We start from the raw sequence: 26,614 nt of genomic DNA on the forward strand, positions 1-26,614 counted from the left end.
TTAATGACAGTGACGGATAAGAGCCTCAACCCGTTGGGCCAGCTCTACCGGAGAGAGGGTTACGTGCGTAACGGGAACAGAATCGGTGCGGGAGAACAAGCCACTTGCCGGATCCGTCAGCAGGGCTCTGTGTTCGGGGTTCAGCTGGGGATCCAGCTCGTTGATTTCCGCGACAGCCGCCGGGTCGGCTTTCAGCATTGGTCCCCCTGTAAAAATCAAGCTGGGATAAGGCTGGCCCGTCTGGGGATTGATCCCCCCTGAGACTCCGTGCGTTGCTAGGACAAACGTACGGATTTTTTCGGATAATCCGAGATCTTTCAGCTCATTAGCCAGTTCATTTTCCAGTTTTTCTACTGGAATATCTATAGCCACTTCTTCAGCTATTTGCTGGCTGGTTTCCGGCTTAGGGGGTAATGCAACAACGACCCGATCTTCCCCTAACGGATTGTGTGTATCCAATTCGGAATTTACCCGTAGACGAGTGGTCAGGTTATTGTACATAAACACGACCGGGGAGGCAATCCGAACCGACCGGCTCAAGATGGTCTCGTCGAGCTTTAAGCCCCCCTGCCGAACACTAATCTCACCCAGCTCTAGGGTCTGCTTGCGGCTGGAATCCTGCCCGGCATGAAACGTTCCATTAGCTGTTGCTGTCAGTAACCGGTTCAGTTCACCCGGTTTACCCACTTGGCTGGCCGATACGTATTTGTCGGAATAGTACTGCTCACCGTTGTGCTTATACGTCAACCGCAGCACCGGTTTATCCTTCACTGTATCCAGTACCAGGTGTAAGTCGCTGATACCGGTTTGGGGAGCCCCGGAGGCTGCCACAAAGTAATCGGTGAGGTTAATCAACTGGGGATTTTGGGACAGGGCCTGGGTCAGCTGTTCATCGGCATAGGGGGACTCCACGGGCAGAAACAACAGCTTACCACCAGGGGTGGTCACCAGTACATGATAACCCAGGTGAGGCTTGCTGGTGGTGTTGTCCTGGAAATAGGCCTGGACGGCTTTTCGAATCCGGGTCCGGGGCTGCTGATCCAGGGGAGCTTCGACCAGTGTGGATAAAAACGAACCGTACGTATCGACGATCGGACTGCGGGCATCCCCCTGCAGATGCACCACCACCGGTCCCCGGATCGCTCCCCCGGGACTGTCAAGAACCAGATCGGTGTGGACCAGACTGCTGATGGGTTGCAGACCGCCGGGGCCAGGACGATCCAGGGGCATCAGCCCGTGGGGATTTTCACTGACTTCAAGCCGACTTAGCAGACTGTTCAGCATACCTTCCGTCAGGGGTTGGTTGACGGCCTGTTCGAGAAGTAGATTGGCAAGGGTAGATCGAAGGCTTTCGTACTGCCAGTGAATAGTCAGCCACTCTTGCAGGCTTTGCCGAAATCCTAACCAGGGCCGGCCCGTCTGAGGATCCGTTTCCAGGAGGGCATTATAGACATCCTGGGTGAGCAGCCCCGACTCAACCAGCTCATTAATTAATATGTTGGACTGCCCAAGCCGTGGTTGTAGCGGATGGCTGGCTGGTAATCGGGTTTGTAGAAACCCCCTGGCCCGTTCGGATAATTCCAGACTATGATCGAGTGGAATGGAGAGAACCAGCTGATTATCCAGACGGGCCGTTAGTAACCGACCGGGGGTTCGACGGGCCAGGCCCGGATCCCCTTTGAGCTCGGAAGCCGTTCGAACCGGCGTCGGTGCCTGGATTGCCCAGGACACATTCGACAGGATTGCCCGTTTGTCGGCTACCGTATCAGCGGGTACCCGCCAGAGCCGGGCAAACTTGGCCTTGGCCATCAGCCAGGCCGACATACGGTCGAGTAAATCCCAGTTTTTAGTTTGAATAGCCCCGGCAATATTAGTAAACTTGGGATCACCCTGGCGACCCAGATTGGCATCCCACTCGTCCCAGAGAACCGATTCGAGGTATTTGGATGCTACCGATCCTTCATCGCCCCGTAGGGTACGGTCGAGGGGAGGGGTTGGGGCTTTGGGAGGTGTGGGTGGTTTAGCGGTGATGCCCTGCCGCTGCACCTGGACCAGGCCAGCCAGATACGGGGTAAGCACACCCTGATCCCAGAAAGTCAGTAGGAGTCGTTTAAAAGTATCGGAAGTTCCTGCCAGGGCTGCATCCAGTTCGGCAGAACGGCGTATTTTATTGTTAGCCAAATCGTTCAGCAGCGCCTCTACCCGGTCGGCAGATACCGGTCCCTGCAGGGCAGCGGTCGCCAGTTCAGCCAGATAATCTTTATCGAGTCCCAGTTTATCGGCCAGCGATTCAACCTGATCCGACATAATGGTTTTATTGGTAGCCGGTCTTTCCTCAACAGGTGCCGAAGTGGGTACTTCAACGTACGGATCTATGGATGAGCCGGCCTGATCCCGGATGGCCTCTGCCTGCAATTGGGCCTCGATCTGGTCTGAGTAGGCCTGATAGATCTCCTGCTGCCGGTCGCTAAGCTGACGGCCCGATTTAAGGGCCGCTGTCAACTCCCGTAGAATCGGTTCCTGACTGGCGGTGGGTAATTTCCCCGTATCGACAAACTGATCCCAAACCTGATTGACAATACCCCCTTCTTCAGCCAACGGATCACGAGTAGGCGTAGTGGGCATGGTTGTCACCGGTCCCGGACTGGGAGCAGCAACCGGCGCCGGTTGGGGTAATGGTAATTCAGCCTCATACTGCTCTTTGACCAGAGCGAAGATGGTAAAGGCATCCCGGTAATTTTCCTGGGCCGCTACGGTTTTTAGTTTCCGCTCCAGCTTGACATAGCCGGGATCCAGGCTCTGACGGGCAATGATGCCATTATCCGCTTTGAGATCCGTTAGTAAATCGTCCAGAAACTGCTTCCGCTCCGTTTGTTGCCGGCGGTGTTCATCCCGCTGCCGGGTTAACTCGGTGGTGAGTTGAGTCCGGGTAGCTCCCTCATCTGCCTGGAATTGGGGCAGGTAGGTATCGATTAGATCCGAGAGGTCATTCCCCAGAACGGCCTTCCGTTCGGTTTCATTGGCGAATACCCCACTGATGTGATCATGCAGGGATTGCCGCTGAGCGGCCCGACGAGCCGTTTGCTGAGCCTTTTCCAACACTTCCTTCTGACGCTGGAAATCCTCGGTCTGAGCCACAAAGTCGGTAAACCCCCGCTGACTCTTGAGTTTATCGGATCGGTCGGCCAGTGTTTTCAGAGCTGCTTCCAGGGCCTGGGCATCGTGGGCCTGCTGTAAAAGACCTTTGGTCTGCTCGTTATCCTCCAGATTGACATTAAACTCACTGGTGGCCAGTACCTGCCGGGCCGTCGAGACAGCTTTGTCGAGGGGAAAATCTGCTGATTCCAGTTCCTCGATCCAGGTCTGTTGCTGATCGATTTCCTTCAACCGGTCCTCAAAGCGGTCCAGCAAGTCGGCTTCCAGTTCCCGGGTTAGCCGATCGGTCTCCTCGGCGTGTTGTCTCACTTTAACTCCGTGACTGGCATCGGGATTTTCGGGGGCCACCGGCCGGGAAGCCTGTTGCTGGAGATCGAGGGCCTTTCGTTCCTGGTCGATGGTTTGCTCGATGGTTTTCTTTTCCCGGGCCAGTTCCACCCGGCGGCTACGCCAGCCTTCGGGGGTGATGAGCTGGGTAAGGTCTTCCATCGTCAACCCACTGCCACTACCACTGATAGCCTGTCCCAGCGACTGCCGGCGGTCCGTATACGCTTTCCTGATAAATTCAGCGTGGAGCATTTCATTGTAGTAATCCTCCCACTGACGATAGAGGGTCTGCTGCTCGGCACTGGCATCGGCCGTGAGCCGGTATGGATTTTTGTACAAACCACTTAAGCGGTCCTGAGCTTTTTCCAGTGTCCTCAACGTCTGGTCCATACCCTGTACGAGCCCCGAGAGTTGCTCCTTACTGAAGCTGCCCGCGTCTCCCAATCCAAAGGCCTGAGTAAATTCTTCGGGCCGCTGGTTGATCGTCTCATTCCAGGTTTTGAACTGTTCCCGGATCAGATCCCCAGACCCTTGTTTGACAAATGGTAGCAGGAAATGAAACTGAGCCGAGTTTTTCAGGTTCTGAAAAACGAACTGATCCGACAGAAGAGCGGCATCCTTTTGTAAGGTAGTCAGGTTCATAGAAGCCTGAGCCTGCTGAGCTTTCTGGTCGAGGCTATTGCCCAGACTCTGGCGTTCCAGCAACATCCGGGCAGCCTCCTGTACGGCCACCGGCGACAGGTTGAACTGCCGGGCAATCTCCTCGAAGCGGGCTTTCTGCTCAGGGCCGTTCAGGCGGTCGACGACGTACTTGGAAACACCCCCACCAATACGGCCTACGATCAAACCACCCAACCCTTCGGTCCACCCTTCCCGGGTTCCGAAGGCCTGCTGTAATCCATGCAGAGCCGCTTCCAGGGCCAGATCCGTATCCTTTTTGGATACACCTGACTGCTGTAGCTGGTAGTAGTGCTGGCTGCCCTCTGAGATGGCCTTTTGAAACTGTTCTTCCAGCATCTCCGACGAGTTGCCAATAAGCAGCTCTTTACCCTCGTTTCGAGCAAATGTAGCCACCTTACCGAAGGCCTTCTCGTACCACTTCTCATTGGCTCCGAAGGTAATGAGGGTAGGCTTGTTGGGGACCACGTCAAGCTGAGCCGGGTTGCCCGCTTTCTGTTGAAGTCGGTAGAGGTCATCGGCCTGGCCGAAAAGACGCTGAGCCTGGGGAAAGTTTTTCAGAATCGTCCCCAGCTGGAAGGTATTGGTTACCCCCAATAAGGCATGGTTTAGCAGAAAAGTCGCATTACCGGCCTGCTTGGCGGCTTCTCTAAACTTGGCTTTCTGGTCGGCATCCGGCTGAGTGCCGGTACGTTGCCGGTAATCTCTCAGGAGCTGCTGGTAAAGTTCCCGTTCGGCCTGGTAGCCTTCCAGGGATGCCTCCCCATTCGCTTGCAGAAAACTGTGCAACAGGGGTTTGGCCCCTACCCGTAATCCGATGGGGGTGTCGATGCCATTCCATACCGCCGATGCCCCCAGTAGCAGCTTGTCTCCCCGACCGGCCTGCTTGGCTGCCTGATAGGCATCGTCGAGATAGGTCAACGACCGCTCCACGGTGGAGAGCCCTTTAGTGAGTTTGGCTAGCCGGTTGGTCCAGCTGGCAGCTAGTATCCCCAGGCTGGCCCCTTCGGTTAAGGGGGCCGCTGCTGAGAGCAACGCCGTCTCAATCAGTCCCGTTGTCAGACCACCAGCCAGAAAACCAAAGCTGCGGGCCAGCGACCCAAAGTCATTCCCACCCTCTCCCATAAAGGGAACCAGGTTCAGGTTGGGATGCTGACGAGCCCAGTCACTCTGGAAGTTCTGATGGGACTCGTCGATCCGGGTCATCCAGTCATTGATATTCCGAAGGGCGGATCCTTCATCGCCCCGCATGGATTCGGTAAAGGCATCCAGCCCGTGGATGTTACCAGCCAGCAGGTCTTTGGTAGTTTTGATTAACGTAGGCAAACTAACACTCCAGGCCCCGACGGTACCCAGGGTGTTGACTCCTACCATGGTAGTGTCGTTCCAGAGCTGCCCCCAGAAACCCTGCCGTGCATTGGCATAGGCTTCATTGTCCCGGCCTCGTAGGAAATCAAAACCATTCTGGTGAAGCCGGTTGGTTTCCTCTACCTCGGCCTCACTCATTGGATCGGCCCGAACGGCTATCGCCTGCGCATTAACGGGGTCTTTCTGCCATTCGTCATTTTGACCCTTAACCCAATTCATCAACCCCTGAGTCATCAAATTACTCCGGTCGGTATCGGTCAGTACAGAAGGGGCCGCTGGATCTGATAGAGTAGGCTCATGCCAGCTGGGTGCGGGTTGTGGCTTGGGATCCTGCCAATCTTGGGCAGCGATGTCGGGTCCACCCGGTGGTTCCATGCCGGGAGAAGGCATACCCGTTAGGGGGGCTGTAAACTCTGTTGGTAAAATCTCGGAACTAGCCGGTGTGGGATTCATCGGGAAATATTTTGTAGTCGGAACTGATCAAAGTAGCGGTGTAGGTCAGCTACGGTCGGAATATAGTTAGGGTCCTTGCCCCCATAGAGGGCCTTTAGTTGTTGTTGGAGTTGGACAGCTAGAGCATCTAATCCGTTTCGACACCATCCGGTTGGATCAGATTGAAACTTATCAATACTTGTAAACTGGGTTGGGACCTGATAATCGTGGTCTCCAAATCGATAAGTAAGGCCGTACGAGCCATCTCTATTTTTTGTCGGAGAAACAGCTATTGCTAATCCCTGACTGGGAGTATAAAGATGCCGGGTATTACCAATCATTAAATTTCCCTGTCTATCCAATCTTTCTTTGAAAGGGTCGGGGGCCGCCTGGGCAGCTTTCAGAAGCCGCTGATCAACCATTCGGCCAAATTCCGAGGAGTTGCCGTAATCCAGTCGAACCGTTTCTTCCAGGGCTTCTTTACCCGACCCTGTCTTGAGCCGGACATCGACCTGCCGGCTGCCGGGCAAAAACGTAACCCCCACCATTTCCACGGGCTGCCCTGAGCTCCACTTATCCAACAGTTCTTTCTGCTCGGAGCGGGTGTTACCCGCTGGGGCTATGCTGCCGTTACGAACCCGGTAGAGCAGGGCCTGGTGGATTTCATTGTCGGTTTTGAGGTAATCCCCTCCGGCAACCAGTCCGTGCTGAACATAGCCCCGTTTGGAAAGCTCCTCGCCCACCGCCTGCTGAGCGGCCAGGTGGCGGGCTTTAAGGGCATTATAGCGTTGCATGGGTTCATTGAAACTTTCATCCATACCCCGGAACAGAGCCGGGTTCTCAGCTATCTGTTTATCCATCATCGCCATAAACGCCCGGTCGTCGGCCGAAAGCGGATTACGGCGGTCCACGTCAGCCCGGATCTGTTTGATTTCCTCCCGCTGGAGTTTCAATAGAGCGGCCCGTTCGGTTAGATCCTGGTACTGACGACGTAATTCGGGATTGAGCCTTTTTAAGAATTCAGGGTTGGTTTTGCCGTGCTGAACGTACTGGTTATAGTCGTTTTGCCAATCGACAATCAACCGGGCAATGGCTGGGGGTACGCCTTCAGCCTGGGTATTACGAATCTGTCCATCGCCGTAATAGTTGACCTTCATTTCCCGGGCCATCTTATCGGCTAGGTCGGCATTACCCGCCCAGCGGACAATACCCACGGCCATATCCCGGACGGCAGCATCCTGGGTGCGGGCCTGGTTATCCAGATCCGCCTGCACTGATTCCAGGGTAGGATTGGTCAGAGCACCGGGTTGAACGGGCAGATCCACCACAAATAAATCGTTGCCTTCCCCGGCCCCATACGAGCCGTCTTTCTTTTTGGAGAGACCAACCTGGGCGGCCCGGGTGGCCAGCTCTCGTTCCTTCAACTCAAACTCCCGCTGTTTGTCCGAGCGGTCGGCCCCGAACTGAGTCTTTTTCCAAAACTCATCTGAGTTGAATTCGTCCTGCCAGCTCTGGCGTTCCCAGTCGAATTTCTGAACAGCCAGGTTATGGGCCTGAGCGGCAATGAAGGTTGGATCCGATCGGACTTTGCTGGCATCGAATACGTATCGACCCGCCAGATGATTGAGGTAGTTTTCGGTAAAGGAATTGACCGCCATCGTTTCAGGATCCATTGAGGGCAGGGCCGTCAGGGTTCGCTGTTTGGCCTCGATCAGGTTTCGCTGATAAGTCAGGGCATTGTCCCGTTCGGCTGTCAGCTGGGCTTTCTCTTCGGCCGAGGAAGCTCGGGCCAGCCGGGCGGCCCATTCAGCCTGGTTGGCTTGCAGTACCTGGTTGTCGGTGGATAGCTGGGCCGTCAACTGCCGGCTGTATTCCGCTCGGTATGCATCGGGATTGGCCAGAATACCCTGCCCTTTATAACGGGCATCGACGCCAACCTGCCGGCTGAATCGGGGATCCATAGCCAGTCGGGTGCGGGCGATCTGCTGAACCTGATCGTAGGTCAGCTTCCGGTTCTCGGTGATGTAGCCGTTCACGACGGTCGTATCGTTTGGTGCGGCCAGGATACGTTTGGTTACCGCATCGAGCTCCTTACTGAATTCGGCATCGTAGTTAAAATAGGGGTTGGCCGACTTATCCCCTCTGTAGGAGGCCGTGGGAGTTCGGTCATTGATATAGGAGTTGACCTGCCGTTGGAAATCCCATTCGTTCTGGGGGGCGTACTGCCCTCCGAATTTTTTGGGATCTTTCTGCCACTCTTTGAATTGATTCTGTACACCCCGGATTACGGCTGTATCGGCCATAGCCCCTACAATCCGTTCATCCTGGTCGAGGCTATTGGTAATCTGACCAATCTGAGCCAGCACATTATGGTCGGCAAAGTTAGCGCCAGCCAGCTTATCGACCTGTGATTCCAGATCAGCTTTTCGCTGCAGGTAATAAGCCCGGTGTTCGGGGTGGAGAATATCCCGCTTCCCCATGTTCTGAAGCATGGTCTCAGCCTGCATCACACCCCGATCGAATTGTTGCTGGGAGTAAGCCAGCCCCTTAAAGGCCACTGAGGGGTCTAAGGGTGTAATATAGTCTGAAGGCTCCAGGGCCTTGGAAACGTACGAAACAGCCATATACTGGGAAACCGGTAGTAGAGGTACCGGCGGGTAGGTAGGAGATGACGGTAAAATTACAGCCATTTTCTAGCACCTCAAACAGTTTACCCACTATTACCGATCTTTACTACCGTATATTAGGTATAACTATTTTTTCCAGTTTATTTGGTTGTTTTCATTTTTTAGCCAATATTTCGAACCTATAGCCAGTAACAGCCCGTCTCAACTGCCTGTGCTGGACAAAAGACCCTTTATATTTATTTACACCCTTGGTAGCGACCAATACAAATCCTCCCTCGCAAAGCCCCAAAGGCTTACACAAAGATGCCCAGCAACGGCTGGACAATATACTGACCCGACTCCGAAGCCTGCTGGGCGATGGTCAGTGGCATAAGATCCCCCGGGCCGATTTTGCCAAAACCTACGGAACCGATCACCGGGTATTGTCCGTACTGGTGGACTCAAAAGCCCTGGAACAGAAAAAAGAAGGTAATGTACTCTACTACCGTCGTCGTTCGGGACTCGCCCAGATGCAGGTAACTGTGCTGCATTCCTTGATGGCGGCCCGGCGGGCTAAGGACAAAGCAATCCAGGTTGGTACGACATACCATACGACGACGGCAACAGACATGACCTCGGCAGGAACCCCAACGGCCCCCGAGCAGATGATCACCCACAGACAGGCTGGTTCGTTAAACATGGCAATTCTCCAGCGATTTAGTTTGCAGACCGGTTTGTCAGGAGCTGCCCTTAAACAGGCCTATCTGAATTTACCGCTGGAAGATGCCCTTGAAAAACTTCCTCAAGAACGTCCCGAAATCAAACTAAATCCACCGGAAACGATTATTCGGCTTTCCAATCCAATGCTGGAAGCAGCTAACGAGGTCCCTGTGGTCCCGCTGCCGGTTGTGGCCCCTACTCCCAAGTTAACCCCGGTATCACATGCGTTACCAAGCCATCCACTATGCGGGGAGATTCGCCGGTTGTTGGGTCAACAGGAAACATTACGTGATCTCAATAAGCAACGGCAGGAGCTGGACAAACAGATTGCTGCTCAGCAGGAACTTATCCAAAAATCCATAGAAGGGTTTTATTATGTCAACAGGCGGCTGGAGCACCACCGGTTTGTCTATCAGGACACCAACCACGGGTCGTTTCTGGTGACAACGTCCCCGGATAAAACCCTGGATGTACGACGCATCCTGGTGGAGGTAGCTTAACGAGTAACCACCTTATAATCAAAAGCCCTCTGGAGATACCGGAGGGCTTTTTGTTTATCCGGAATATTTAATTATTTTGCCCAAATTAAACCGATTTATGAATTTTCCTGTTTACCCCGTGGATGCGTCGGAAGATCGTATGCTCTTCCGATTTTATAGTGAGGGGCCAAAGGGAATAATTGAAAAACGGGTACAGTTTGAAAAATATCCCTGGAAAACCTGGTACAATTTAATACTTGGTGATGTTGATGATAAAGGCCAATTGAAATTTGAAGTGAGCGGTAATGAGGACATGAAAGTTATAATGGCCACAGTGGCTTATATAATTGACAAGTTCTTATCAAAATACCCAGACCGTGTCGTTATTTTACAAGGGACTGACACTCGGCGTATACTCCTTTATGGACGCATTATCAGAGAACACATGCTGGACTTTTTTCCAGGTTATACATTCCACGGATTGATTGACGCTTCCACCCTTCTTCATCCAATTCTCCTTCACCCAAAAGATCCCAATATCGCTTTTTGTGAAATGTTTACTGTTCAGAAAACGTTTAACAAGTAGAAATGGCCACAAACTCAAAACATAATATAAAAGGGAAAAGACCAGTAGTAGGTGGGCAGATCAATACGGTGGACGATTTAAAACCATTTCCAGCTGATCATCCAGTTATTGCTGCAAAAATGGAAAGGGTTACCCGGATTATAACCAATATGCCCTCTCAAATAACTCACCTTCCCTTTCCTTCTAATAAGACATATGGAAGAGTATATCCTGGCCGAGAGGCCCGTATACAGAGCCATCCACACGATCTTACTGAGGAGTTTTACTACGTCGCAGTTCCGGCTAACCGGGACTATTCAACATGGGCTGCAAGTTTCTTTAAAAATTGGGCAGCCGTAAATGACTATAAATCAGCCGCCTTTGTAGCCTATTCAAAAGCAATGATTATTCGGACAGTGCATACCGGCAAGATTATTACTACTGTTCTTGAAGAAGCACCAGATTTAGACAAGTTTGAGACTATTTCACCATTTGTGGCCCCTTCCCCTCAAATTTCGATAAAAATTGAAGAGGTGCTCGCCATTCTCAAACAGCTTCGAGGGAAAATTTTATAAGGCTGTGACAGTACCAATGAAAAAATTACCCATTCCGGAACGTTACTGGAATGGGTAATTAGTTTTTTGGGAAACCGGAATGTTTGATTATTTTTCCCCAATCAAACTGAATTATGGATTTACCCGTTTATTATGTAAAGGAGTCCTCGGATCATACCTATTTCGAATTTGATAGTGTTGGAAAAAGGGGGACAATCCGCAAGTATGTTCAGTTTAAACAATATGTGGACAAACAAGGTGATCTTTGGAACGATCATTTTTACTTAACCCTAGGGGATATCGTTGATAAAAAACATATAGTAAATCGTATATCGGATAATGGGGATATAATAATGGTGATGGCAACTGTTACCAGAATTATTCAGTATTACTTGACGACTTATCCAGATAGAATAGTAGTTTTCGAAGGCATCCCGGATCCGGAAACTAATATTAATCAAAGGAACCACCTCTATAGTAGAATCCTCTACCGACACATTGAAGAATTTAATTTTCTTAAAATAATTGCTCGAATTGGGGGTGAACAAACTGGCAAATACTTTGAGTTAACCCCTTTTATGACCTCAACTTTTGACATCCCCGAGTACGAAATATTCTTTATATCCAACAAAACGGCAATTCGATAAAATACGGAACGATGGCTAAGCATACAACCTATAATGCACCGGATGATTCAGTATTCTCAATTGATCCGAATCTCAAACCGTTACCGGATGATCATCCAGTCATTATCCAGAAACAAGAAGAATACCATATACTGGTAGGAAATATAGAACCAAACCTTAGCAAGGTTAGAAGTGACATTCAAGTAATAAACGAAAAAGATTTTAGAAAAGATACAGCCATATGGTTAAATCAAGACCGTCCAGATAACAAACGTAGCTTTGGAAGACTCAAACTAGTAATAGGTCTTATGGAGGAAACATCTGTAGGCCTTGTTCAACTACTTAAATTACTATTTCACAACCGCTTAAAACCTTAATACCAGTCTATTCTGATTACCTAACTTTAACATAGAACTCCGAATAAGTTTCAATATAATCTCAATAAGACAATTACTAATAGATTAAATTTCATTTAAAGGCCTCCTGAACCCCAGGGGGCTTTTTTATTGCCATGCCAGTTGGATACCGACTGGATCTCCGATTACCAGAGATACTCTGGATGTCATTCATTTCCTTCACAATACATCCATGAAAACGGTACTTCAACACGCTTACCAAAATCGTTCAACTACGTATACAAACACTTCAACCAACAGTCGGTACCTTGAACTACTTGAAGAACTAGTCCGGATGGAGAAAGCCCGGATGAAGCTTAATGCGGACTGCACCGAGTATCTGATCTCAACAATTGGACTTGATTTGGGTATAGCGGCTAAAACACTGAATCTGATGCTACATAAAGCTGGAGTCCTCCGAATGACTCGGGCCGGCTGGGTGTTAACCGGTGATTACCAGGATGCGGGTTATGCCTTCTATAAGATACCGCCGGTCCAAACCAAATCAGCTAAGACTCGGCATACCATCATGTGGACAGAAAAAGGTCGGGCACTGGTTACCAGCATTGCCCGGCAGACACGCCGATAAATAAAATTACCCTACTCTGGTATACAGCCGGAGTAGGGTAATTTGTTATGTTTGGAGGATGAGAAATATACCCGCACCCTCCTATGGATTTTTTCTATTATTGGTATCCGGCATATTTTTAATTATTGAATGTATTAGAAAGCCCAGAGTTCTTTCGGATCTCATCGAAATAGTTTTGTTTTTCGTTGGAATACCGGTTGCATTTATACTATTTTCCTGGGTCAGTGATTTCTTTAAATCTGACAAAAAATGAGATTACCCCTCCTCCCTTTTTTATTTTTATGCTTGGGGCCGGTCCCTTTAACCTACGGTCAGGCATCATATTTGTCTAAACCACTAACCTCAACTCATTACATCTCACCAGTAAGTCCGGTTGTGACATATGGAAGTCTCTATGCTCGCCAGGCGCAATATGATGAAGGTAGAAATAAGGTTCAACAGAAAATTAACACGATCTTAGAAGCAATTGAGGACTTGTCTATTACCAAACCTAATGGGGCAAAAGCATCTCATTTAACCCTACAGGTCTTTATAGACAGGATAAATGAAAAGGATCCAGATTATAGTAATCCAGATGTAATTAAGCCGTGGCTGGACTATCTAACCCAAGTACGAGAGTTGGTCCGTAATTATCATCGGAAGCCTGATTTGACAAATCAGGAATTAGCCGAAGTGTATAAACTAATTGAGGCCCAGTAAACCAGGCCTCAATTATTAATCGATAAGAATCAAATCCACTGAACCACCCTGCTGAAACGTGCCAGGTCTTGCCAATTTCCCTGTCTGTTGTAGTAGTTGAAGATTTTGCAGTAACTGCTTCTGCTGGCTCAGTACGTCCTGGGTATACTCTACCCCAGTTACGTTACCCAGTCCGTCGGTTTTGGTCTTGGTTTTACCATTAGCCGAAGCCATACCACCCAAACCGGGCATGCTACCGTTGAGAATAACCTTCTCCCCTTTCTTATGCACGATTCGGCCATCGGGTAAAACCTCGAAGTTTTTGCCGAAGACACTCTGGAACGCATTGTAGTTCCGCTCCTCCTGAGCCGCTTTCTGCCGTTTTTCATCCATGGACTTAAGGGCTCCAAAGACCTGTTGCCGCTGGGCCTCGTCAGCTTGCTTGTTCTGCTGATCGAACAGCTGCAGGTATTGATTGTTCTGTAGCTGAGCCTGATACTGAGCTTGTTCATTGGCCGTCAGTTCCTGGACTTCCAACTGATTATTTTGTTGTTGGACCTGGGCCAGATAATCATTGACTCCCCGGAAATAATCCGCCTGGGCCGCTACCTGCCGGGCATTGCCCAGGGTAGAGCCATCGTTGTTCCGACTGAGCTGGTAGGCTGCTTCTCCCAGGGCCTGCATTCCTAATCGTTCATTCACCCTCGGTAAACGTACTGTCGGAGCATCTACCTGCATAAGCTGATTCGGAGTCTTCTGGGCAGCATCAGCCAGCATAACCATATCCGTCAGCAGACTCATGCCATCCAACTCGTAGGGATTCGACGAAGTCTGAGCCGTCTGACCCCCTCCTACCGAAGCCGGCGCCTGCGGATTATCGGTCCCTAGTTGTCGCAGAAACGTAGCCGGAATCCGGTTAGGATCTAAGGCATTCCGACGGATTAGTTCCAGGGGTTCCGGTAGCGGATTGATGGGTACAATGCCCAATCCATCACTATCTACGCGAGTCCAATCCGGTTGCTGTACCGGACTGGAGGGAGCCATCAGGTTGCTCAGGGCTGGTTTAGTGCCCGGTTTTCTTTGGGCAGAACCCGCTCGAACGGGATCGGGAATTTCACCTCCCAGCAGGGGATTGCCCATTTCATCAATGGGCAAGGGTTCCCCTGTCAGCAGATGTTGCTGTAGAGCGGGTGGGGTCTTATTATAGAGCAGGCTATTGGGCAGTGGCCGGGTGGGATTGAGATCCCCCATCAACTCGGCCAGGCGGCCCTGTAGCTGTTTGGTTTCCGGATCGTGGGCGATACGTTGGGAAAGAGCCACAAAGTCACTCAGCTCTTCCGTGTTCAGTAGATCAGGATTTTGATTCCAGCGATTCAGGTAGTCGTTATACTTAACCCGTTGCCGTCCATTGAGCCCCTGAGTGGTTGGTGCTGGGCCACCCGTCCGGGCTACAGGCAGGGTCAGCAGGTCCGCAGGAGTCAATTCCACAAACTCCCCTCCTTGTTGGGCCGTTGGCATCTTATCACCCAAAAACTGTAGTTGCTTCTTTCCTTCCTGAAGCTGGAAGGCTGCCCCAAACAAATATTCGTCCGTGGGCAGAGCACCGGCCTGAGCCATAATCACCTCCAGGGAGGCTGTCCGGTAGGGTTGGCCGGGACCACCCTGCTCCCCTTCCGTCGCCTTCAGGAGTTTTTCGGCCCGCTCGTCCCGGGCATCCCGCATTTTCTCGAATAGCCGGCTGGGGGACATCGACACGGATGTATCGAGCTGGATTCCTAGGGACAGTGCTACCTGACGGGCTTCACCGGGCTTGATCTTGATAACGGCATCGTCCGGGTTGTCGGCCCGCTTACCCCGGTTGATCTGTTCCTGGGAAGCGGACAGAATCCGAAAAGCATCCGGCACCACGACCCCACCCCGGCCTTTGGGAGCGGGCTGGGCGGCTCCGTCAATCAGCAGAATACCATCATCGTGCGAGGGGGCCTGGGGGTCCACTTGACTAAGACCACCGTCCAGCCGCTGGTAATGCTCTCCCCTTTCCGCAATAATGGGTTTAGTGGCTAGTTTCATACGCTAAGGTTAAAGAATGGGAATCAGCTCTACCTGTCCTCCTTGTTGGAACAGGGATCGGGCATTGTTCATCCGGGCTTGTTCGATCCGGGCGGGCCGCTCATAACTATGGGCGAAGGCATAGGCGGCCTCTTCGGGTGTTTTCGTAGCCCCCACCCGCTTGAGCATCCGGGCCGACTCGCCGGGTTCGGAGAGAATATAGTCCAGCTGGAAATTCGTATCGTAGGGGTCGACACCGGCCTGGCGGGCGGCATTGACGACACCGGCCCACCGATCCGGATGCCACTGAGCCAGGCCCCTGGCTTTGCCACCGTCTCCTACAGCCCGGGTGTTGAGACTGGATTCCTGCATGAGATTACCCACAATACCGGCCGCTACGTGTGGGGCCAGTCCGTGCTTTTTCTGTAGATACTGGTAGGCCTGCTGGGCCGTTGTGGAAGGTGCCGATGTAGACATGGATGGAGCGGGCGTGGAAGAAGACACATGACCGGCATACCCACTAAAGGGGGTAGCCAGGGAGGGCCTGGGGTCGTAGCGACGGCGGGCCTGGGGATTGTAGTAGGACCGGATTTGATCCAGCAGCGTGAACTCCGATTCGTCAGCCGCCAGGGGCTCATCATCGGCATCCTCTTGGGCACCATCAGCATAATCCGGTACTGGAGAAGACTCCTCGGCGGCAGCCGGGGGCAGAAGAGATGGCTGCGGGTCCGCCCCCTCTTCGGGGACGGCCAGCAACTCATCCAACCAGGAAAGATCCATAATTATTGTGGGATGCGGGCAGGCTGGTCAGCAATCACGCCCATAAACTGATACTGGTAACGACTTTCGGTATTGATCAGGGTGAGCGTCTGCCCAGCCTGAATAAGGTGCTGGCCCGAGGCCTCCCGGGTAGGCATACCGTATTGGAGCCGGTTTTGATTTAAAATTCGCCTACTTCCTCCAGTTTCCCAAAGCCATACCGGTTGTTGGGTAGCTCCCACACGGCTAATATCCCGGAAGTTGTTGAGCCGCCAGAAGCCCGATCGGCTGCGACAAATAGGAACCTCGGTTCGGTCCTGTCGGTACTGAATCCGGTTACGTTTATCGGCGCCATTGTCGGGCTCCAGCTGTAAATACCCACTACACCCTTCAGGACCCCAGATAACGGCTTGTCGAAACGGTTCGTTCTCGACCAGGTAATAACTGTCGTCCCCCCGATACCGAATTGTTTGCTGGCGGATCTGGATGGCCTGCAAGCGGGAGGATGCCCCGGCAGGCATGGGCACATCAATAACGAAGGGATGTAACCGGCCGTAAAACACCTGGAAGCTGCGACGGGTAGCCCCGTGAATCCACAAGCTATCGTCGGCCCAGGCACCTAACAGGGGTCCCATGGGTAAAAAGGCCTGGGGCTGGAAGGAATAGAACACCCAGCTTTCCCGGTTCAGGTAATACCCGACTGTCCAGTGGGCAGCAGTAAACGCCCGACTGTCAGAGAGGGGTACCACCTGGCGCCCCTGACTGGTATCGCGGTAGAACTGATTGTAGACGGTATCATAGCGAACGGAAGCATCCCGGCAGACGTAGTCCCGCTTACTAAGCAGGATCCGGCCGTTCTGCCGGTCAAACCCCATACTAATCCCACAGCCCGTCGCCGTATTGTCGACTGGAATCTGAGGAAATTGTTCCTGAAGTCGGAATGGCAGGTGTCGCTCGAAAAATTCCTGCATTCCTTTCTGGGTCAGATCCTGGAGTCCCTCCCCGCTGGGCGATAGCAGAAACACCTTCCGGTTCCGGACATCCAGGGTAACAATACCGTATTCGGTTCGCAGCAGGCCCTTATGAGAGGAGCCGGCATAGCCGCCATCGGTCTGGATGTATTCCTGGGGCTGCTGGGCAAAGAGCTCCCCGGCTCCCAACTGAATGGGCTGCTGGGACGTATCCAGCCGCAACATACCGCCAAACAATCGGCTGCTGAGTTGCTGACGAACCAGGAGTCGGTCCCCGGCAATGCCGTCGACACCCGTCAGCAGGCCCCGACTGGCACCGGCATCGTAGATGTCGTTGGGCCGGAAAGTCAGCCAGCGGTCGAAACTGCTGGTTTCTACCAGGGGATCGGCGGCATTGAGCGAGACACGAATCCGGTTGGGGTGAACCTGCCGACAGGCCTGCCCGGGCCGGAACGCGGCACTATACCCACACAGACTATTCTCCTGGGGTACCCGGCTGTAGACAGGGTTATAAAAATACCGGTTATCGATAGCGGGTGAAACGACTTCCTCCTGCAGCCACTGGGAGAGATTAGCGGTGGCCGGGTAAAAACTATTTTCTTTACCCTCCCGGCCGTGCCGAAGATCCAGGTTAATGCTGGACTCACAGAGAAAGCTGGGAATACCGTAGCTATAGAGGTACATATACCCCTTCTGGAAATACACCTTCGTATCGGTTGAATCCAGATCGAGTCGGTTCTTGGCAGCCCCGAAATTGGCACTTACCACCGCCCCCAGGGCGGAGAACACGTTGTTGGCCTCGAAGCCGTCCAGCAGGCCTCCCAACGTATTGAGGTAGTAGTTCGGGTAGGCTACGTTTCCCAGCTTCTCATACCGAACGTCGGTTCCGGAAGCCGCCTTGAACCGGGTCTCCCGGAAGAAACTGTGTTTACGTTTGAGGCTCATCCGACCAATAAAGGTACCGCCACCAAAGATTAAGCCCGGATTACTGGTTAGGGCGATGCTGCCATAACCGGTTTCCACATACCGGATGGTTTCCAGATTGCCGTACTGATCGGGCCGGTTGGCTTTGATGGAACCGTAGTAACTGGATATAGGAGCGTAAATCCGTTTGGATAAATTATCCTCGTCGGTTACCTCGGCCGCCACAAACCGGCTTTTATCCTCAACGCTGGGCATAGGTAAGGCTTTACCCCGAATCCGCAGGTAGGTAGCCGATTCCCGGTGCCAGTTATTGAACCGTATCCGGCGGGGCCGCTGTTCCTGTTGATCCCGCAGGGGAGCAAAGGGGTCAGTTAGCAAATCACCCAGTCGAAACGAGGGCACTTTACCCGTTGTTGGTACGGGGTTGTCATCCACATCCTGCCAGTCAGCTTCCAGGGATTGTAAACTGCCTAGTGCCCGGATCTTATGGCCCCACCCATTGGTAATGGGAAGACTGTTGACATACCGACCTACTGAGTTGTACTGGAGGGCAAAATTGTGGTAGGGTGTGATGGCTGTCAGGATTTCCCGCATCAGGGCAATCGACTGCATTAACTGGACAATCGAGGCTGGATTAGCCATCTTGACGGCCGTCTTCACGATACTAGCAATAGCATCGGTGATCAGATCGATAAAGCCCGTCTGGGTCGAGCTAACGGTCGTACTCATATCGGCCAGGGTGTGACTAATAAACGACGGGCCTTCGGGATTTAAAACCCCGGTAGAGGGTTGATTAAAGCCGGAAGGAGCTAAAGGCCGACTCGTCGAACCTACGGTAGATACGGGTTCCCCAAAGGTCATCCGGGTGGATGCCGTATTGGAAGCTGCCACGGGGGGTATCGATTCGGAGTCCACTTTTCGGGAATCGTCGTCTTTGGCAAAAAACAGAGCAATACCAGCTGCCGCTGCCATAATGGAGGCAAAGGTCGACAAAAATCGGTAGTGTGCCTGACCCCGGGCTTCTTCGAAGTAGCCTTCACTCTGCCCCGTTTCCAGGGTTTCTAGGACGAGTTTATCCCCCGAGAGTCCCCGCTGTTTGCCCAGAAAATGGTGCTCGGGACTATGAAACGTATAGCGACCAGAGGTATCAAACTTCAACCGGTATTCACACTGTACCCCAGCCCGGCCATTACAATCCCGGGGTTTGGTACGACCGCCCCCGTAATCGGGATTGTCGTAGGTACTGGTGTTGGAGGACAGGAACGGATCCGTTCGAAGGTCGTTATAGGGATAGTTGGGATAATAAACGGTTTGATCGTCCTTCTGGTATTTGTTGACATCGTACAGCAATCCTTTGGCTAGGACTGAGGCCTGACCCGTCATATCGGCCCGTACCAGCCGGTAGCCTTTGATCCGCAGCCGGTCGGCTTCCGAAAGAAATCCCCGACGTACCCCGTCGGCCAGTGCATTGATTACCGAGCCGTGGTCAACCTGTAAACCCAGTACGTAGAGCATGTTCTGAGCACCGAACTGCAGATCCCCGGTTCCATCGTGAAAGGGGCTGATACTACAGTCGGGCAGCCGGTGGTGCCGGATGGGCTTTCCAGCCAGCTCCCCCCAGATCAAGGGATCATTGGGGTAGCGAAGCACCGACTCCCAATAGCCCATCTCCCCAGTCTCCCAGATGGTATCTTTACAGGGGTCATAAGGCTGATGGGGCTGGGTTAGCGTCCTGGCTGTATTATAAACCTGCCAGTAGGCGGGCACGGCTGGGTTGCAGTCCGTCTGCTGGCTAAGCCGGTCAGCATTATCGGGTGCTGGCTTGAGCTCGTCAGTAGACGCTATCCGGCCCGGCAGGTGCAGCACACAGGATTCCTCCCCCGTATCATACTCAAAGACCAATCCAACAGCAATTACCTCATCGCGGGGGTAGCCCGTCATCCGGCTGGCGGTAACCCCATTACGGTAGGACCCTTCGGGTAAACTGGTTGTTGCCCACCCCAGGCGGATGCTATTGACGACCCGTTGGAGGTTAGGCTTACTGTACTCGGTCAGTCCCCAGGTAAAGAGTTTGTTACCCGACTCGGTCAGTCCCTTGCTGGATTCGTAGTAGGCCCTTCGACTCAGCAGTTCGGCCAGCGGTAGGGTTGTCATCGTCTCATTACCCGTTATGAGTAGCTGTCCCTGGTCGATAGGGAATGTTCCTACCAGCCGACTTTGCAGGGCACCATCGACGTTCTGGAGCATGACCAGGTTATAAAACGGAAAGCTGGCCGTGTCCGCTGTTACCGTCAACCGGATTGCCTGCCCGGTATCGTAATCCGTTTCTTCCGTGGTTTGCCGGGTGGACAGGCTGACGGGGTAGGTCATTCCCTGGTAATCAGACAGGGCATTACCTTGTGCATCCGCATAGGCAGCCAGAAACCGGTAGGTCCCGGCCGGTAGGTTCCCCCCCGAGACAACCGCTGTCGGCTGCAGTCGAAGACGGCCCAGTAGCGGTTGCATCCGGATCCGGTTCAGATCCAGCTCGGCCAGCCCCGGAAACTGGAAGTAAGGATCCAGCACCAGGTTGGACAGAGGGTTAAGCGGCTGGCTGTAGGTAAAGTAAAGGTACCGATCGGGATTATACCCATCCACCCAGTAGAGACGCAGCCGGCAGTCGTCAAGCCGCACCTGGGCATCAATCGGATGATGCAAATTGAAGTTAAACCGAAAATGCTCTACCAGCACCGTCAGTCGGGCACCAGGCCCCACCGATACGGATTCCAGGGGATGCACCTGGGTAGATGGTGGGCATTCCACACAGGGGGCTACACTGCCCAGATTGTCGATCCCCCGCTCCAGGCGTACCCCCGTGAGCTCCACCAGTTTGCCTGGGGTCGTGTCAAAGCCGGACAGCGGTTGTTGGTTACCACTGACCAGGGGGGTTGCTTTGGGGGCTAAAAACAGCAAAAGCCGTTCCTGAGCTGGAACGGCAACGTAGCCAGCTACCCCAAAACCGGCAGGCAGGTGGTGAGCCAGCAGGGTCGATGGCTCATTGGTAATCAAAGGGGCCGTGGGTGTTCCCGACAGGGCTGCATTGAGCAAGTAGGGAGAAGCCCCTTCGGGAAGTGCACCCGGGCTCACGTCCCGGTTCATGCCCGGAACGGCCTGGATGGAATGGGCTTGCGGAGTGGTCATAGTTGATAGCGGGATAAAAGGCGGCCGTGCCAGCTTTCTTTCCAGGCCAGCAGTTGCTTGAAACTCGGCGTTTTGAGGTAGTTGGTGGCTACCGCTTCGGCTAGTTCATAGTCCCGTTTGGCCAGGTCCAGTCGTCGTTCCAGGTCATTGACCTCCGCATTGATGTAGAGGTCCTTGAGGGTCTGGTAGATAAGAAACTTTTCCAGGTAATCGGTCAGTATCGGTTCAGCCGGCACCAGGATTGAGCCGTTATGGCGGGGAGTCCCCCACCCCTGGACCAGTACATAACTATCGGTAAAATCGAACCGAAAGTAATGGCCGTCTTCAGTAAACTGGCGGTGGTAGTGATGGGAACGACAGGGCGATTGACGGTGGATCTGACTGTTTCGTTCGGCCTGGTGAGAGACCTGTCTGGCCCGGCTGGGGGGAATATACCGCAGCAGGGATCCGCTACTGGCCTCGGGATCTTCCAGCTCATGGATACTCCAGAAATCGACCATATCGGCGGGCTTGAGTACGCGGTGATTTTTTACGGCCAGCACCCACTCGGTCTCTTCTTTCAGAGACAGGCCCATTCGGCCCATCTCCTTTTTGAGCAGCGAGTAAAACTCTCCGGTATCCACCAGGTTAGCCGCTACGTAGCTACGCAGTCGGCTTTCAACCCCGCTTATCAGGGAGGCAGCGTCAGTAAATTGCATGGTTAAGGCTGGAGGCTGGAAAATTTATAGGTTCCTTCGAGATAGTCGTGCCCCTGATCGAGCCGGTCTTTGATGGAGCGGTTCAGCTCCCGAACGGCCTGAAAGGTAAACAGGTACTTTAACGGAAGGCGGGCTTTCTTGAGCCGGACCCATTTGATACAGTACGTGTAGCCGAAGGTGTGTAAATTAAGCTGGGGTACCTTCTGGCCCGTCTTACAAAAAGCAACCCGGTCGATAAAGGGCTGATTGCCCCGCACTTTACGTTTGTTAATGATCAGCAAGCCTAGTCGGTGGGGCAGCCAGAAACCACCCCGATCGGAAAGGACAGCCTCAGCAATGGATTTGTTGGAGGCTTCGATAACGGCCAGCCAGGTTTTGAAGGGAGGAGGGTTTTTATGACCGGCATAAATGGCCTGCCAGGTTTCTTTGTTGGAAAGCGAATGCCGACCGGCTAGTTTACTGGGCTTGGCCAGCTGTTTTTTCGAGTCGGTTGTCGTTTTGTAATTCGTCGGGAGGAATTCCAAGGGGTGATTGTCTCAGCGATTGGGTGAGTGTCGATAGCAGGTCATGCACCAGATAATCCGGCAGCGGGCTGGTCTGCTCCAGCCGGGAGATTGCCGGATCGTAGGGATCCACCGGGTACTGGAAAAGGCCCCGTACAGTTACCGCTTCCAGATCGTCTCCAATCAAATAGAGATGATCATCTGCCCCCCGGTGGTAGTAGCCCCAGCCGGGTGGATGTTCCTGCCGGTTGAGCAAAGCTGGCCATAAGGCGGGGTTCTTGGGGTGATACCGGCGGGAACCATCCAGGGAAGTTACCAGCAGCAGATCACCGGATTGCCCCGAAAACAGGGCGGGCAGCGGTTGTCGACTTTTACGGAGAGATCGGCCCGACCCCACCAGCACGTGGGTGGGTAGACCTGGCATCCAGGCAGGTACTTCTGCCGGGTCCAGCACCAGGTGGTCAATGACCTGGTAGAGATTGGTTAGCTTTAAAATCCGGCGGGAGTCCGAGTCACGCCGGATAAAAACCGAAGCCAGCCGAAGGAGCTGGCGGTACAAATATCGGTTGGAAATTCGACTATCCCTATCGACCGACCGTAAATTATTTCGGAGGGTGTAGAGCTGCTCCCCAATAGTTTCGTTCATAAGTTTGTACGGAGAAATCCTTTGATCGATGCGGCTTTCCGGCTTCTCCGGCATACCACGAACCCCTCCCGGCTACCTTCATCGTTGGTATTACCTTCAATGGTATGAAAACGGGTTCCTTCCCGGGTAGCTATCACCTGTTCGACAATGCCGGCGTGGCCCTGTCCTTTCCCATAATCCATGATAAAAATATCACCGGGACGTACATCATCGGCTTTCACCCGAAGGCTCGTCGAGGAATTCCACTGTTTGAGGACACCACCCGTTTTAAAGAGAGGGTTGATGTCATTTTGTGCCCTGGCTGCTTTTTCAGCACACCAGTAGCAGAAGGCCATGCACCAGGCGGCCGGGAAATAAATCCCGACCGATTTGAGGTACTGTTCTACGGAATACCCCCAGTTGGAACCCCGGGGGCTTTCTTCCACGCCAACCTGCGATTGAGCAGCTTGTAAAAGCGTCATTGATTACATTAAAAGGGGATATACGTCAGTCCCACCCCGAGGTAGGGAGCTGGTTTGGGTGTTCCCGACTCGGGAATACTGTAGCCATAACCCACATGAAAACCCAGTTGTAGCCGGGGCTTGGGTGTCTGAACGACAATGGACTGCAGGGTCGGGGTATGCACGTAAGGGTTGGTATTGAAGGCTGACACGACGGTCTGCCGTTCACCCAGTCCCAGAAAACCGGTTTTCCGGGTAGCTACCTGGAGATGGATCTGGTTGGGCAGCAGCAGCGAGTCGATGGTTACACCGGACGAATCGGTTGATCCTTCAATATAAAACTTAGGGAGTGCATTGAGCTGGAAGTCCATGCCCCGCCCCTGATAGGGAATCTTCAGATCCTTGATGGAGGCCTGCTGACTGGCGATGATTGTTGCCTGTGGGGTAAACTTACGGAGCCGATTTATTTCCCGTTGTAGACTATCCGTCAGGGCAATATACTGGGCAAGCACCTTAGTGGTGGTAACCGTACCGGCTTGCACCTGGGCCACCTCGACAACCTTGTCGCGGTACTGGATCTGCACCTGCTGGGTTTTGTGGGTCTGGGTAGCCAGGGCTTCGACCGTCTGACTTTCCTGCTTGGCCGTCTCACAGCTCCGGCTAATGACCAGAATGATGATCATAATAAACAAACAGATCACCAGCCAGGGGCGGGAAAGTATTTCATGGGTTGCAGCCGAGAACCAGCTTTGTTTGGGTGGGGTCGGAACGGGCATGGGTTAGAGCTGTTTTTCGTACATTTTTTGCATGAGGGCCGTATTCTGGCTCAACACTTCGGTATTCCGGGCAACGGTTGCCTGGAACTGTTCCGTGGTACGGATGCTGTCAGCCTGCATCTGGGCCATCTGCTGAAGAAGCTGCAGGATCTGTTTATCCTTTTCGGCCACCAGAGCCTCTTTTTGCTGGTAAGCCCGGTAGAGGACAATAAGCACCATCAACAGGATTCCGGCGATTGACAGATTCTGAGCCAGGGCCTGGACCTGGGTGATACCCGGATCCAGGACGGTCGGTGCGGCAGTGGTAGCCTGCAAAAGGATTGGTTCCACGGGAAGAAATTAGTCGATGTAATACGTCAGACCGGTGCCGGTGACGGGTAGCTGGGCCGATCCTCGGCAGGATCGCCAGCCGACCAGCAGCCCCGGCTGGAGGTACCGGAGCTGATTGGTCTGAGGAAAATCAATCGTAGATCCTGGTGTGACGGACAGGGCTGCGTAGATTACGGCTTGTTTGCCATCTGGGACCGAGATCCCCCGACCGTCATTGTGTAGGGTCTCGGCGGGGGAAATACGGCAGGAACAGATCTGAAGGCGGGAAGCCAGCTGGTGCTTGACGGTTTCCACATACTGGGGATCCTCGGCCAGCAGTTTAGAAGGGTCTATAAATACCTCCTCGGTAACGAGGGTCTCAGAATCTAATAAGAGTGAAAGCATACTAAACAAGCTGAAGGGTTACTTTATTGGTATCGAGGTTGACAAAGCAACGGGCCGTGAGCTTTTCGACTCCCTGATCGAAATAGTAGGGAACGTTAACCTGCCCGGTATCTTTTGAGGTAGAAGTGGTCCCCGAGATATAGAAGTCACTACCGTTTGACCGGGGGGTTGCTACAAGATCACCGGCCTGCGTTCCCTGGGAACCCATAGCCCAAAAAGGCAGATTTTGAGTGATCAGCGGGGTAAGCTCCGTAACATAAAGGGCGATGGAAACAACTCCGGTATATCCCCTGGCCCGCAGTCGGGCACAGCTCACCATCATCCGGTTAAATACTTTGGCCGGCGGATTCTCTGGGTAGCCAATACTGTCGAAGCTGGCGGCCAGCACCGCATCGTTGGCTGACGAGCCACCAATGAAGCGTTGGGATTCATCCCCGTGTTTGGTGATAGCCGACTGGCCGGCATACATACCCGACTCAATCATATACCGGCAGGCGTAATTGACCTGGGGCGGATTCGGATTCCAGCGGCTGGCGTAGGCTTGTAAAGGTTTGTTATCGTAGTGGAAATTGACCGTTACCACTCCCAGAATATCAGGGGATGGTGTGTCACACTGAGGGCTGACCACTTCGACGGTACGATCATACCATTTACTGCAGTCCACCCCGTTCCAGATACGTACGGTCCAGTACTGTCCCTGCCCCGCCGGGGGTGCCGCAACCGAGATACTATGGTTACTGGTTGAAAATGTTCCTTCCGGAGACGAGCAGTCGTTGCTACCCTGATACGAGCTACCCTGATAGGTCCGGTAGCGATTACCGTTGGTAATATTGGACAGCTTCAGGGTTGCCGGTCCCATGACATTATTGACGCAGACGGGCTGATCAACACTCAAATTGAAGGAAGGGTTAACCGGTTCAGCCGTACAGGCCGGACTGGTAACGGTGATGCTCTTATCGAGCCAGTCGCCACAATTGGTTCCTTTCCAGATCCGGACCGTGTACGTCTTGGATTCACCGGCTGGTGGTGCCGGCACCGGAATATCCACCCAGGTCGAATCAAACGTCCCTCTGGGGTTAACGCAGTCATTGGACCCTTGGTAGGTCGATCCCTCGGAAATATTATAACGGTCTCCGTTACTGACGGCCGTTACGTTCAGTACCGCATTGCTTAAATTTCCATTGGTGCAGGTGGGCTGGGTAATGCCCAGATTGAACGAAGGGGTTGCAGGTCCCGGTGTCTGACAGGAAGGCGTACTGATGGTTACCGGCATATCAAACCAGTCTCCACAGTTGGCCCCATTAAAGGCCCGGATGACGTAATTCCAGGTCTGTCCTACCGGTGGAGGTGGCAATAACACCGTGCCGGAGTTACCTGACCAAATACCATCGGGGCTGGTACAGTCACCTCCGGAGACAAACGAGCCATCCCGCAGTAATTTATAGCGGTCGGCATTGACGATGTTACTGATGCTGGCCGATGCATTGGTGGGTGTATTACCCACGCAGGCCGGCTGAGTAACGGCCGTAATGGAAAATCCAGGCTGGGGCGCCTGGGGTACGGGACAGCTCTTCTGGAAGGTTGTTGAAGCAGGTTCGCAGCCGGCCTTACTGATGACAACCGTGTAGTTGACTACCTGACCGTTGCGGACCGGGTTGTAAGCCGCCTTGTAGGAGGCATAGTCAAAATCGGTACAACGTTCGGTATTGTCTCCCTCGGCCTTAATCGAAATGCTGTAGGGGGGCGTTCCCCCCTGAATGATTAACTGAACTTCGGCCATA

Annotated in this window: 20 protein-coding genes; 7 read left to right on the forward strand and 13 right to left on the reverse strand. The window is 53.1% G+C overall.

Translation table 11 applies throughout. The features are described from left to right. Positions 1 to 5,982, reverse strand: coding sequence for a coiled-coil domain-containing protein (locus GK108_RS12580; protein WP_163948273.1), 5,982 nt, complete (start codon positions 5,980 to 5,982; stop codon positions 1 to 3). After that, on the reverse strand, positions 5,979 to 8,585 hold the full coding sequence (locus tag GK108_RS12585) for a hypothetical protein (protein ID WP_163948276.1): 2,607 nt from the start codon (positions 8,583 to 8,585) through the stop codon (positions 5,979 to 5,981). Before GK108_RS12585 ends, GK108_RS12580 begins: the two co-directional genes overlap by 4 nt. Positions 8,586 to 8,836: 251 nt before the next feature. Here GK108_RS12585 and GK108_RS12590 point away from each other — a divergent pair, with 251 nt between their 5' ends. The 7 genes from GK108_RS12590 to GK108_RS12620 all read left to right on the forward strand — a co-directional run bounded on the left by GK108_RS12590 (position 8,837) and on the right by GK108_RS12620 (position 13,194). Continuing rightward, complete coding sequence (locus tag GK108_RS12590) at positions 8,837 to 9,787, forward strand: hypothetical protein (RefSeq protein WP_163948279.1); 951 nt, start codon at positions 8,837 to 8,839, stop codon at positions 9,785 to 9,787. Positions 9,788 to 9,884: 97 nt separating this feature from the next. Further along, positions 9,885 to 10,352: a DUF6934 family protein gene (locus GK108_RS12595; protein ID WP_163948281.1), complete on the forward strand. Its 468-nt coding sequence runs from the start codon at positions 9,885 to 9,887 to the stop codon at positions 10,350 to 10,352. 2 nt (positions 10,353 to 10,354) lie between these two features. Further along, positions 10,355 to 10,906 (forward strand): hypothetical protein, encoded by a 552-nt coding sequence (locus GK108_RS12600; RefSeq protein ID WP_163948284.1) that lies wholly within the window; start codon positions 10,355 to 10,357, stop codon positions 10,904 to 10,906. Between the two features lie 113 nt (positions 10,907 to 11,019). Continuing rightward, positions 11,020 to 11,532, forward strand: a complete 513-nt coding sequence (locus tag GK108_RS12605; protein ID WP_163948288.1) for a DUF6934 family protein — start codon at positions 11,020 to 11,022, stop codon at positions 11,530 to 11,532. Between the two features lie 11 nt (positions 11,533 to 11,543). Continuing rightward, the gene (locus GK108_RS12610) at positions 11,544 to 11,888 is read left to right on the forward strand and encodes a hypothetical protein (protein ID WP_163948291.1); all 345 of its coding nucleotides are present in this window, start codon (positions 11,544 to 11,546) and stop codon (positions 11,886 to 11,888) included. A gap of 211 nt (positions 11,889 to 12,099) precedes the next feature. Further along, positions 12,100 to 12,495 carry a phage antirepressor KilAC domain-containing protein gene (locus tag GK108_RS12615; RefSeq protein ID WP_163948294.1) on the forward strand — a complete coding sequence of 132 codons (396 nt, stop codon included), beginning with the start codon at positions 12,100 to 12,102 and terminating at the stop codon, positions 12,493 to 12,495. 249 nt (positions 12,496 to 12,744) lie between these two features. Continuing rightward, positions 12,745 to 13,194 carry a hypothetical protein gene (locus GK108_RS12620; RefSeq protein WP_163948297.1) on the forward strand — a complete coding sequence of 150 codons (450 nt, stop codon included), beginning with the start codon at positions 12,745 to 12,747 and terminating at the stop codon, positions 13,192 to 13,194. A 15-nt stretch (positions 13,195 to 13,209) separates the two neighbouring features. Here GK108_RS12620 and GK108_RS12625 read toward each other — a convergent pair whose 3' ends face one another. Genes GK108_RS12625 through GK108_RS12675 form a run of 11 tightly spaced genes read right to left on the reverse strand, consistent with a single transcriptional unit; the run spans position 13,210 to position 26,613 of the window. Further along, positions 13,210 to 15,243 carry a hypothetical protein gene (locus GK108_RS12625; RefSeq protein WP_163948298.1) on the reverse strand — a complete coding sequence of 678 codons (2,034 nt, stop codon included), beginning with the start codon at positions 15,241 to 15,243 and terminating at the stop codon, positions 13,210 to 13,212. Between the two features lie 9 nt (positions 15,244 to 15,252). After that, positions 15,253 to 16,002, reverse strand: coding sequence for a phage tail tip lysozyme (locus GK108_RS12630; RefSeq protein ID WP_163948300.1), 750 nt, complete (start codon positions 16,000 to 16,002; stop codon positions 15,253 to 15,255). 2 nt (positions 16,003 to 16,004) lie between these two features. Further along, the gene (locus GK108_RS12635; protein WP_163948302.1) at positions 16,005 to 21,056 is read right to left on the reverse strand and encodes a hypothetical protein; all 5,052 of its coding nucleotides are present in this window, start codon (positions 21,054 to 21,056) and stop codon (positions 16,005 to 16,007) included. Continuing rightward, positions 21,053 to 21,754 (reverse strand): hypothetical protein, encoded by a 702-nt coding sequence (locus GK108_RS12640; protein ID WP_163948303.1) that lies wholly within the window; start codon positions 21,752 to 21,754, stop codon positions 21,053 to 21,055. Before GK108_RS12640 ends, GK108_RS12635 begins: the two co-directional genes overlap by 4 nt. Before the next feature lie 2 nt (positions 21,755 to 21,756). Continuing rightward, positions 21,757 to 22,278 (reverse strand): hypothetical protein, encoded by a 522-nt coding sequence (locus tag GK108_RS12645; RefSeq protein ID WP_163948305.1) that lies wholly within the window; start codon positions 22,276 to 22,278, stop codon positions 21,757 to 21,759. Continuing rightward, positions 22,211 to 22,903 (reverse strand): hypothetical protein, encoded by a 693-nt coding sequence (locus GK108_RS12650; RefSeq protein ID WP_163948307.1) that lies wholly within the window; start codon positions 22,901 to 22,903, stop codon positions 22,211 to 22,213. Before GK108_RS12650 ends, GK108_RS12645 begins: the two co-directional genes overlap by 68 nt. After that, on the reverse strand, positions 22,900 to 23,364 hold the full coding sequence (locus GK108_RS12655; protein ID WP_163948309.1) for a CHAP domain-containing protein: 465 nt from the start codon (positions 23,362 to 23,364) through the stop codon (positions 22,900 to 22,902). Before GK108_RS12655 ends, GK108_RS12650 begins: the two co-directional genes overlap by 4 nt. 8 nt (positions 23,365 to 23,372) lie before the next feature. After that, the gene (locus tag GK108_RS12660) at positions 23,373 to 24,119 is read right to left on the reverse strand and encodes a hypothetical protein (protein WP_163948311.1); all 747 of its coding nucleotides are present in this window, start codon (positions 24,117 to 24,119) and stop codon (positions 23,373 to 23,375) included. Between the two features lie 3 nt (positions 24,120 to 24,122). Continuing rightward, positions 24,123 to 24,449, reverse strand: a complete 327-nt coding sequence (locus GK108_RS12665; protein ID WP_163948313.1) for a hypothetical protein — start codon at positions 24,447 to 24,449, stop codon at positions 24,123 to 24,125. A gap of 9 nt (positions 24,450 to 24,458) precedes the next feature. Continuing rightward, a complete protein-coding gene (locus tag GK108_RS12670) occupies positions 24,459 to 24,833 on the reverse strand; it encodes a hypothetical protein (RefSeq protein ID WP_163948315.1) in 375 nt (124 codons plus the stop codon). A 1-nt stretch (position 24,834) separates the two neighbouring features. Beyond that, complete coding sequence (locus GK108_RS12675) at positions 24,835 to 26,613, reverse strand: hypothetical protein (protein ID WP_163948318.1); 1,779 nt, start codon at positions 26,611 to 26,613, stop codon at positions 24,835 to 24,837. Position 26,614 lies beyond the last annotated feature (1 nt).

It is taken from the genome of Spirosoma terrae, assembly GCF_010435915.1.
In the GTDB taxonomy this organism is placed as follows: Bacteria; Bacteroidota; Bacteroidia; order Cytophagales; family Spirosomataceae; genus Spirosoma; species Spirosoma terrae.

Excerpts from the sequence above, each read along its gene's own strand:
- GK108_RS12580 (WP_163948273.1), bottom strand. The coding sequence starts at position 5,982 with ATGAATCCCACACCGGCTAGTTCCGAGATTTTACCAACAGAGTTTACA.
- GK108_RS12585 (WP_163948276.1), bottom strand. The coding sequence starts at position 8,585 with ATGGCTGTTTCGTACGTTTCCAAGGCCCTGGAGCCTTCAGACTATATT.
- GK108_RS12595 (WP_163948281.1), top strand. The coding sequence starts at position 9,885 with ATGAATTTTCCTGTTTACCCCGTGGATGCGTCGGAAGATCGTATGCTC.
- GK108_RS12600 (WP_163948284.1), top strand. The coding sequence starts at position 10,355 with ATGGCCACAAACTCAAAACATAATATAAAAGGGAAAAGACCAGTAGTA.
- GK108_RS12605 (WP_163948288.1), top strand. The coding sequence starts at position 11,020 with ATGGATTTACCCGTTTATTATGTAAAGGAGTCCTCGGATCATACCTAT.
- GK108_RS12610 (WP_163948291.1), top strand. The coding sequence starts at position 11,544 with ATGGCTAAGCATACAACCTATAATGCACCGGATGATTCAGTATTCTCA.
- GK108_RS12615 (WP_163948294.1), top strand. The coding sequence starts at position 12,100 with ATGAAAACGGTACTTCAACACGCTTACCAAAATCGTTCAACTACGTAT.
- GK108_RS12620 (WP_163948297.1), top strand. The coding sequence starts at position 12,745 with ATGAGATTACCCCTCCTCCCTTTTTTATTTTTATGCTTGGGGCCGGTC.
- GK108_RS12625 (WP_163948298.1), bottom strand. The coding sequence starts at position 15,243 with ATGAAACTAGCCACTAAACCCATTATTGCGGAAAGGGGAGAGCATTAC.
- GK108_RS12630 (WP_163948300.1), bottom strand. The coding sequence starts at position 16,002 with ATGGATCTTTCCTGGTTGGATGAGTTGCTGGCCGTCCCCGAAGAGGGG.
- GK108_RS12635 (WP_163948302.1), bottom strand. The coding sequence starts at position 21,056 with ATGACCACTCCGCAAGCCCATTCCATCCAGGCCGTTCCGGGCATGAAC.
- GK108_RS12640 (WP_163948303.1), bottom strand. The coding sequence starts at position 21,754 with ATGCAATTTACTGACGCTGCCTCCCTGATAAGCGGGGTTGAAAGCCGA.
- GK108_RS12650 (WP_163948307.1), bottom strand. The coding sequence starts at position 22,903 with ATGAACGAAACTATTGGGGAGCAGCTCTACACCCTCCGAAATAATTTA.
- GK108_RS12655 (WP_163948309.1), bottom strand. The coding sequence starts at position 23,364 with ATGACGCTTTTACAAGCTGCTCAATCGCAGGTTGGCGTGGAAGAAAGC.
- GK108_RS12660 (WP_163948311.1), bottom strand. The coding sequence starts at position 24,119 with ATGCCCGTTCCGACCCCACCCAAACAAAGCTGGTTCTCGGCTGCAACC.
- GK108_RS12670 (WP_163948315.1), bottom strand. The coding sequence starts at position 24,833 with ATGCTTTCACTCTTATTAGATTCTGAGACCCTCGTTACCGAGGAGGTA.
- GK108_RS12675 (WP_163948318.1), bottom strand. The coding sequence starts at position 26,613 with ATGGCCGAAGTTCAGTTAATCATTCAGGGGGGAACGCCCCCCTACAGC.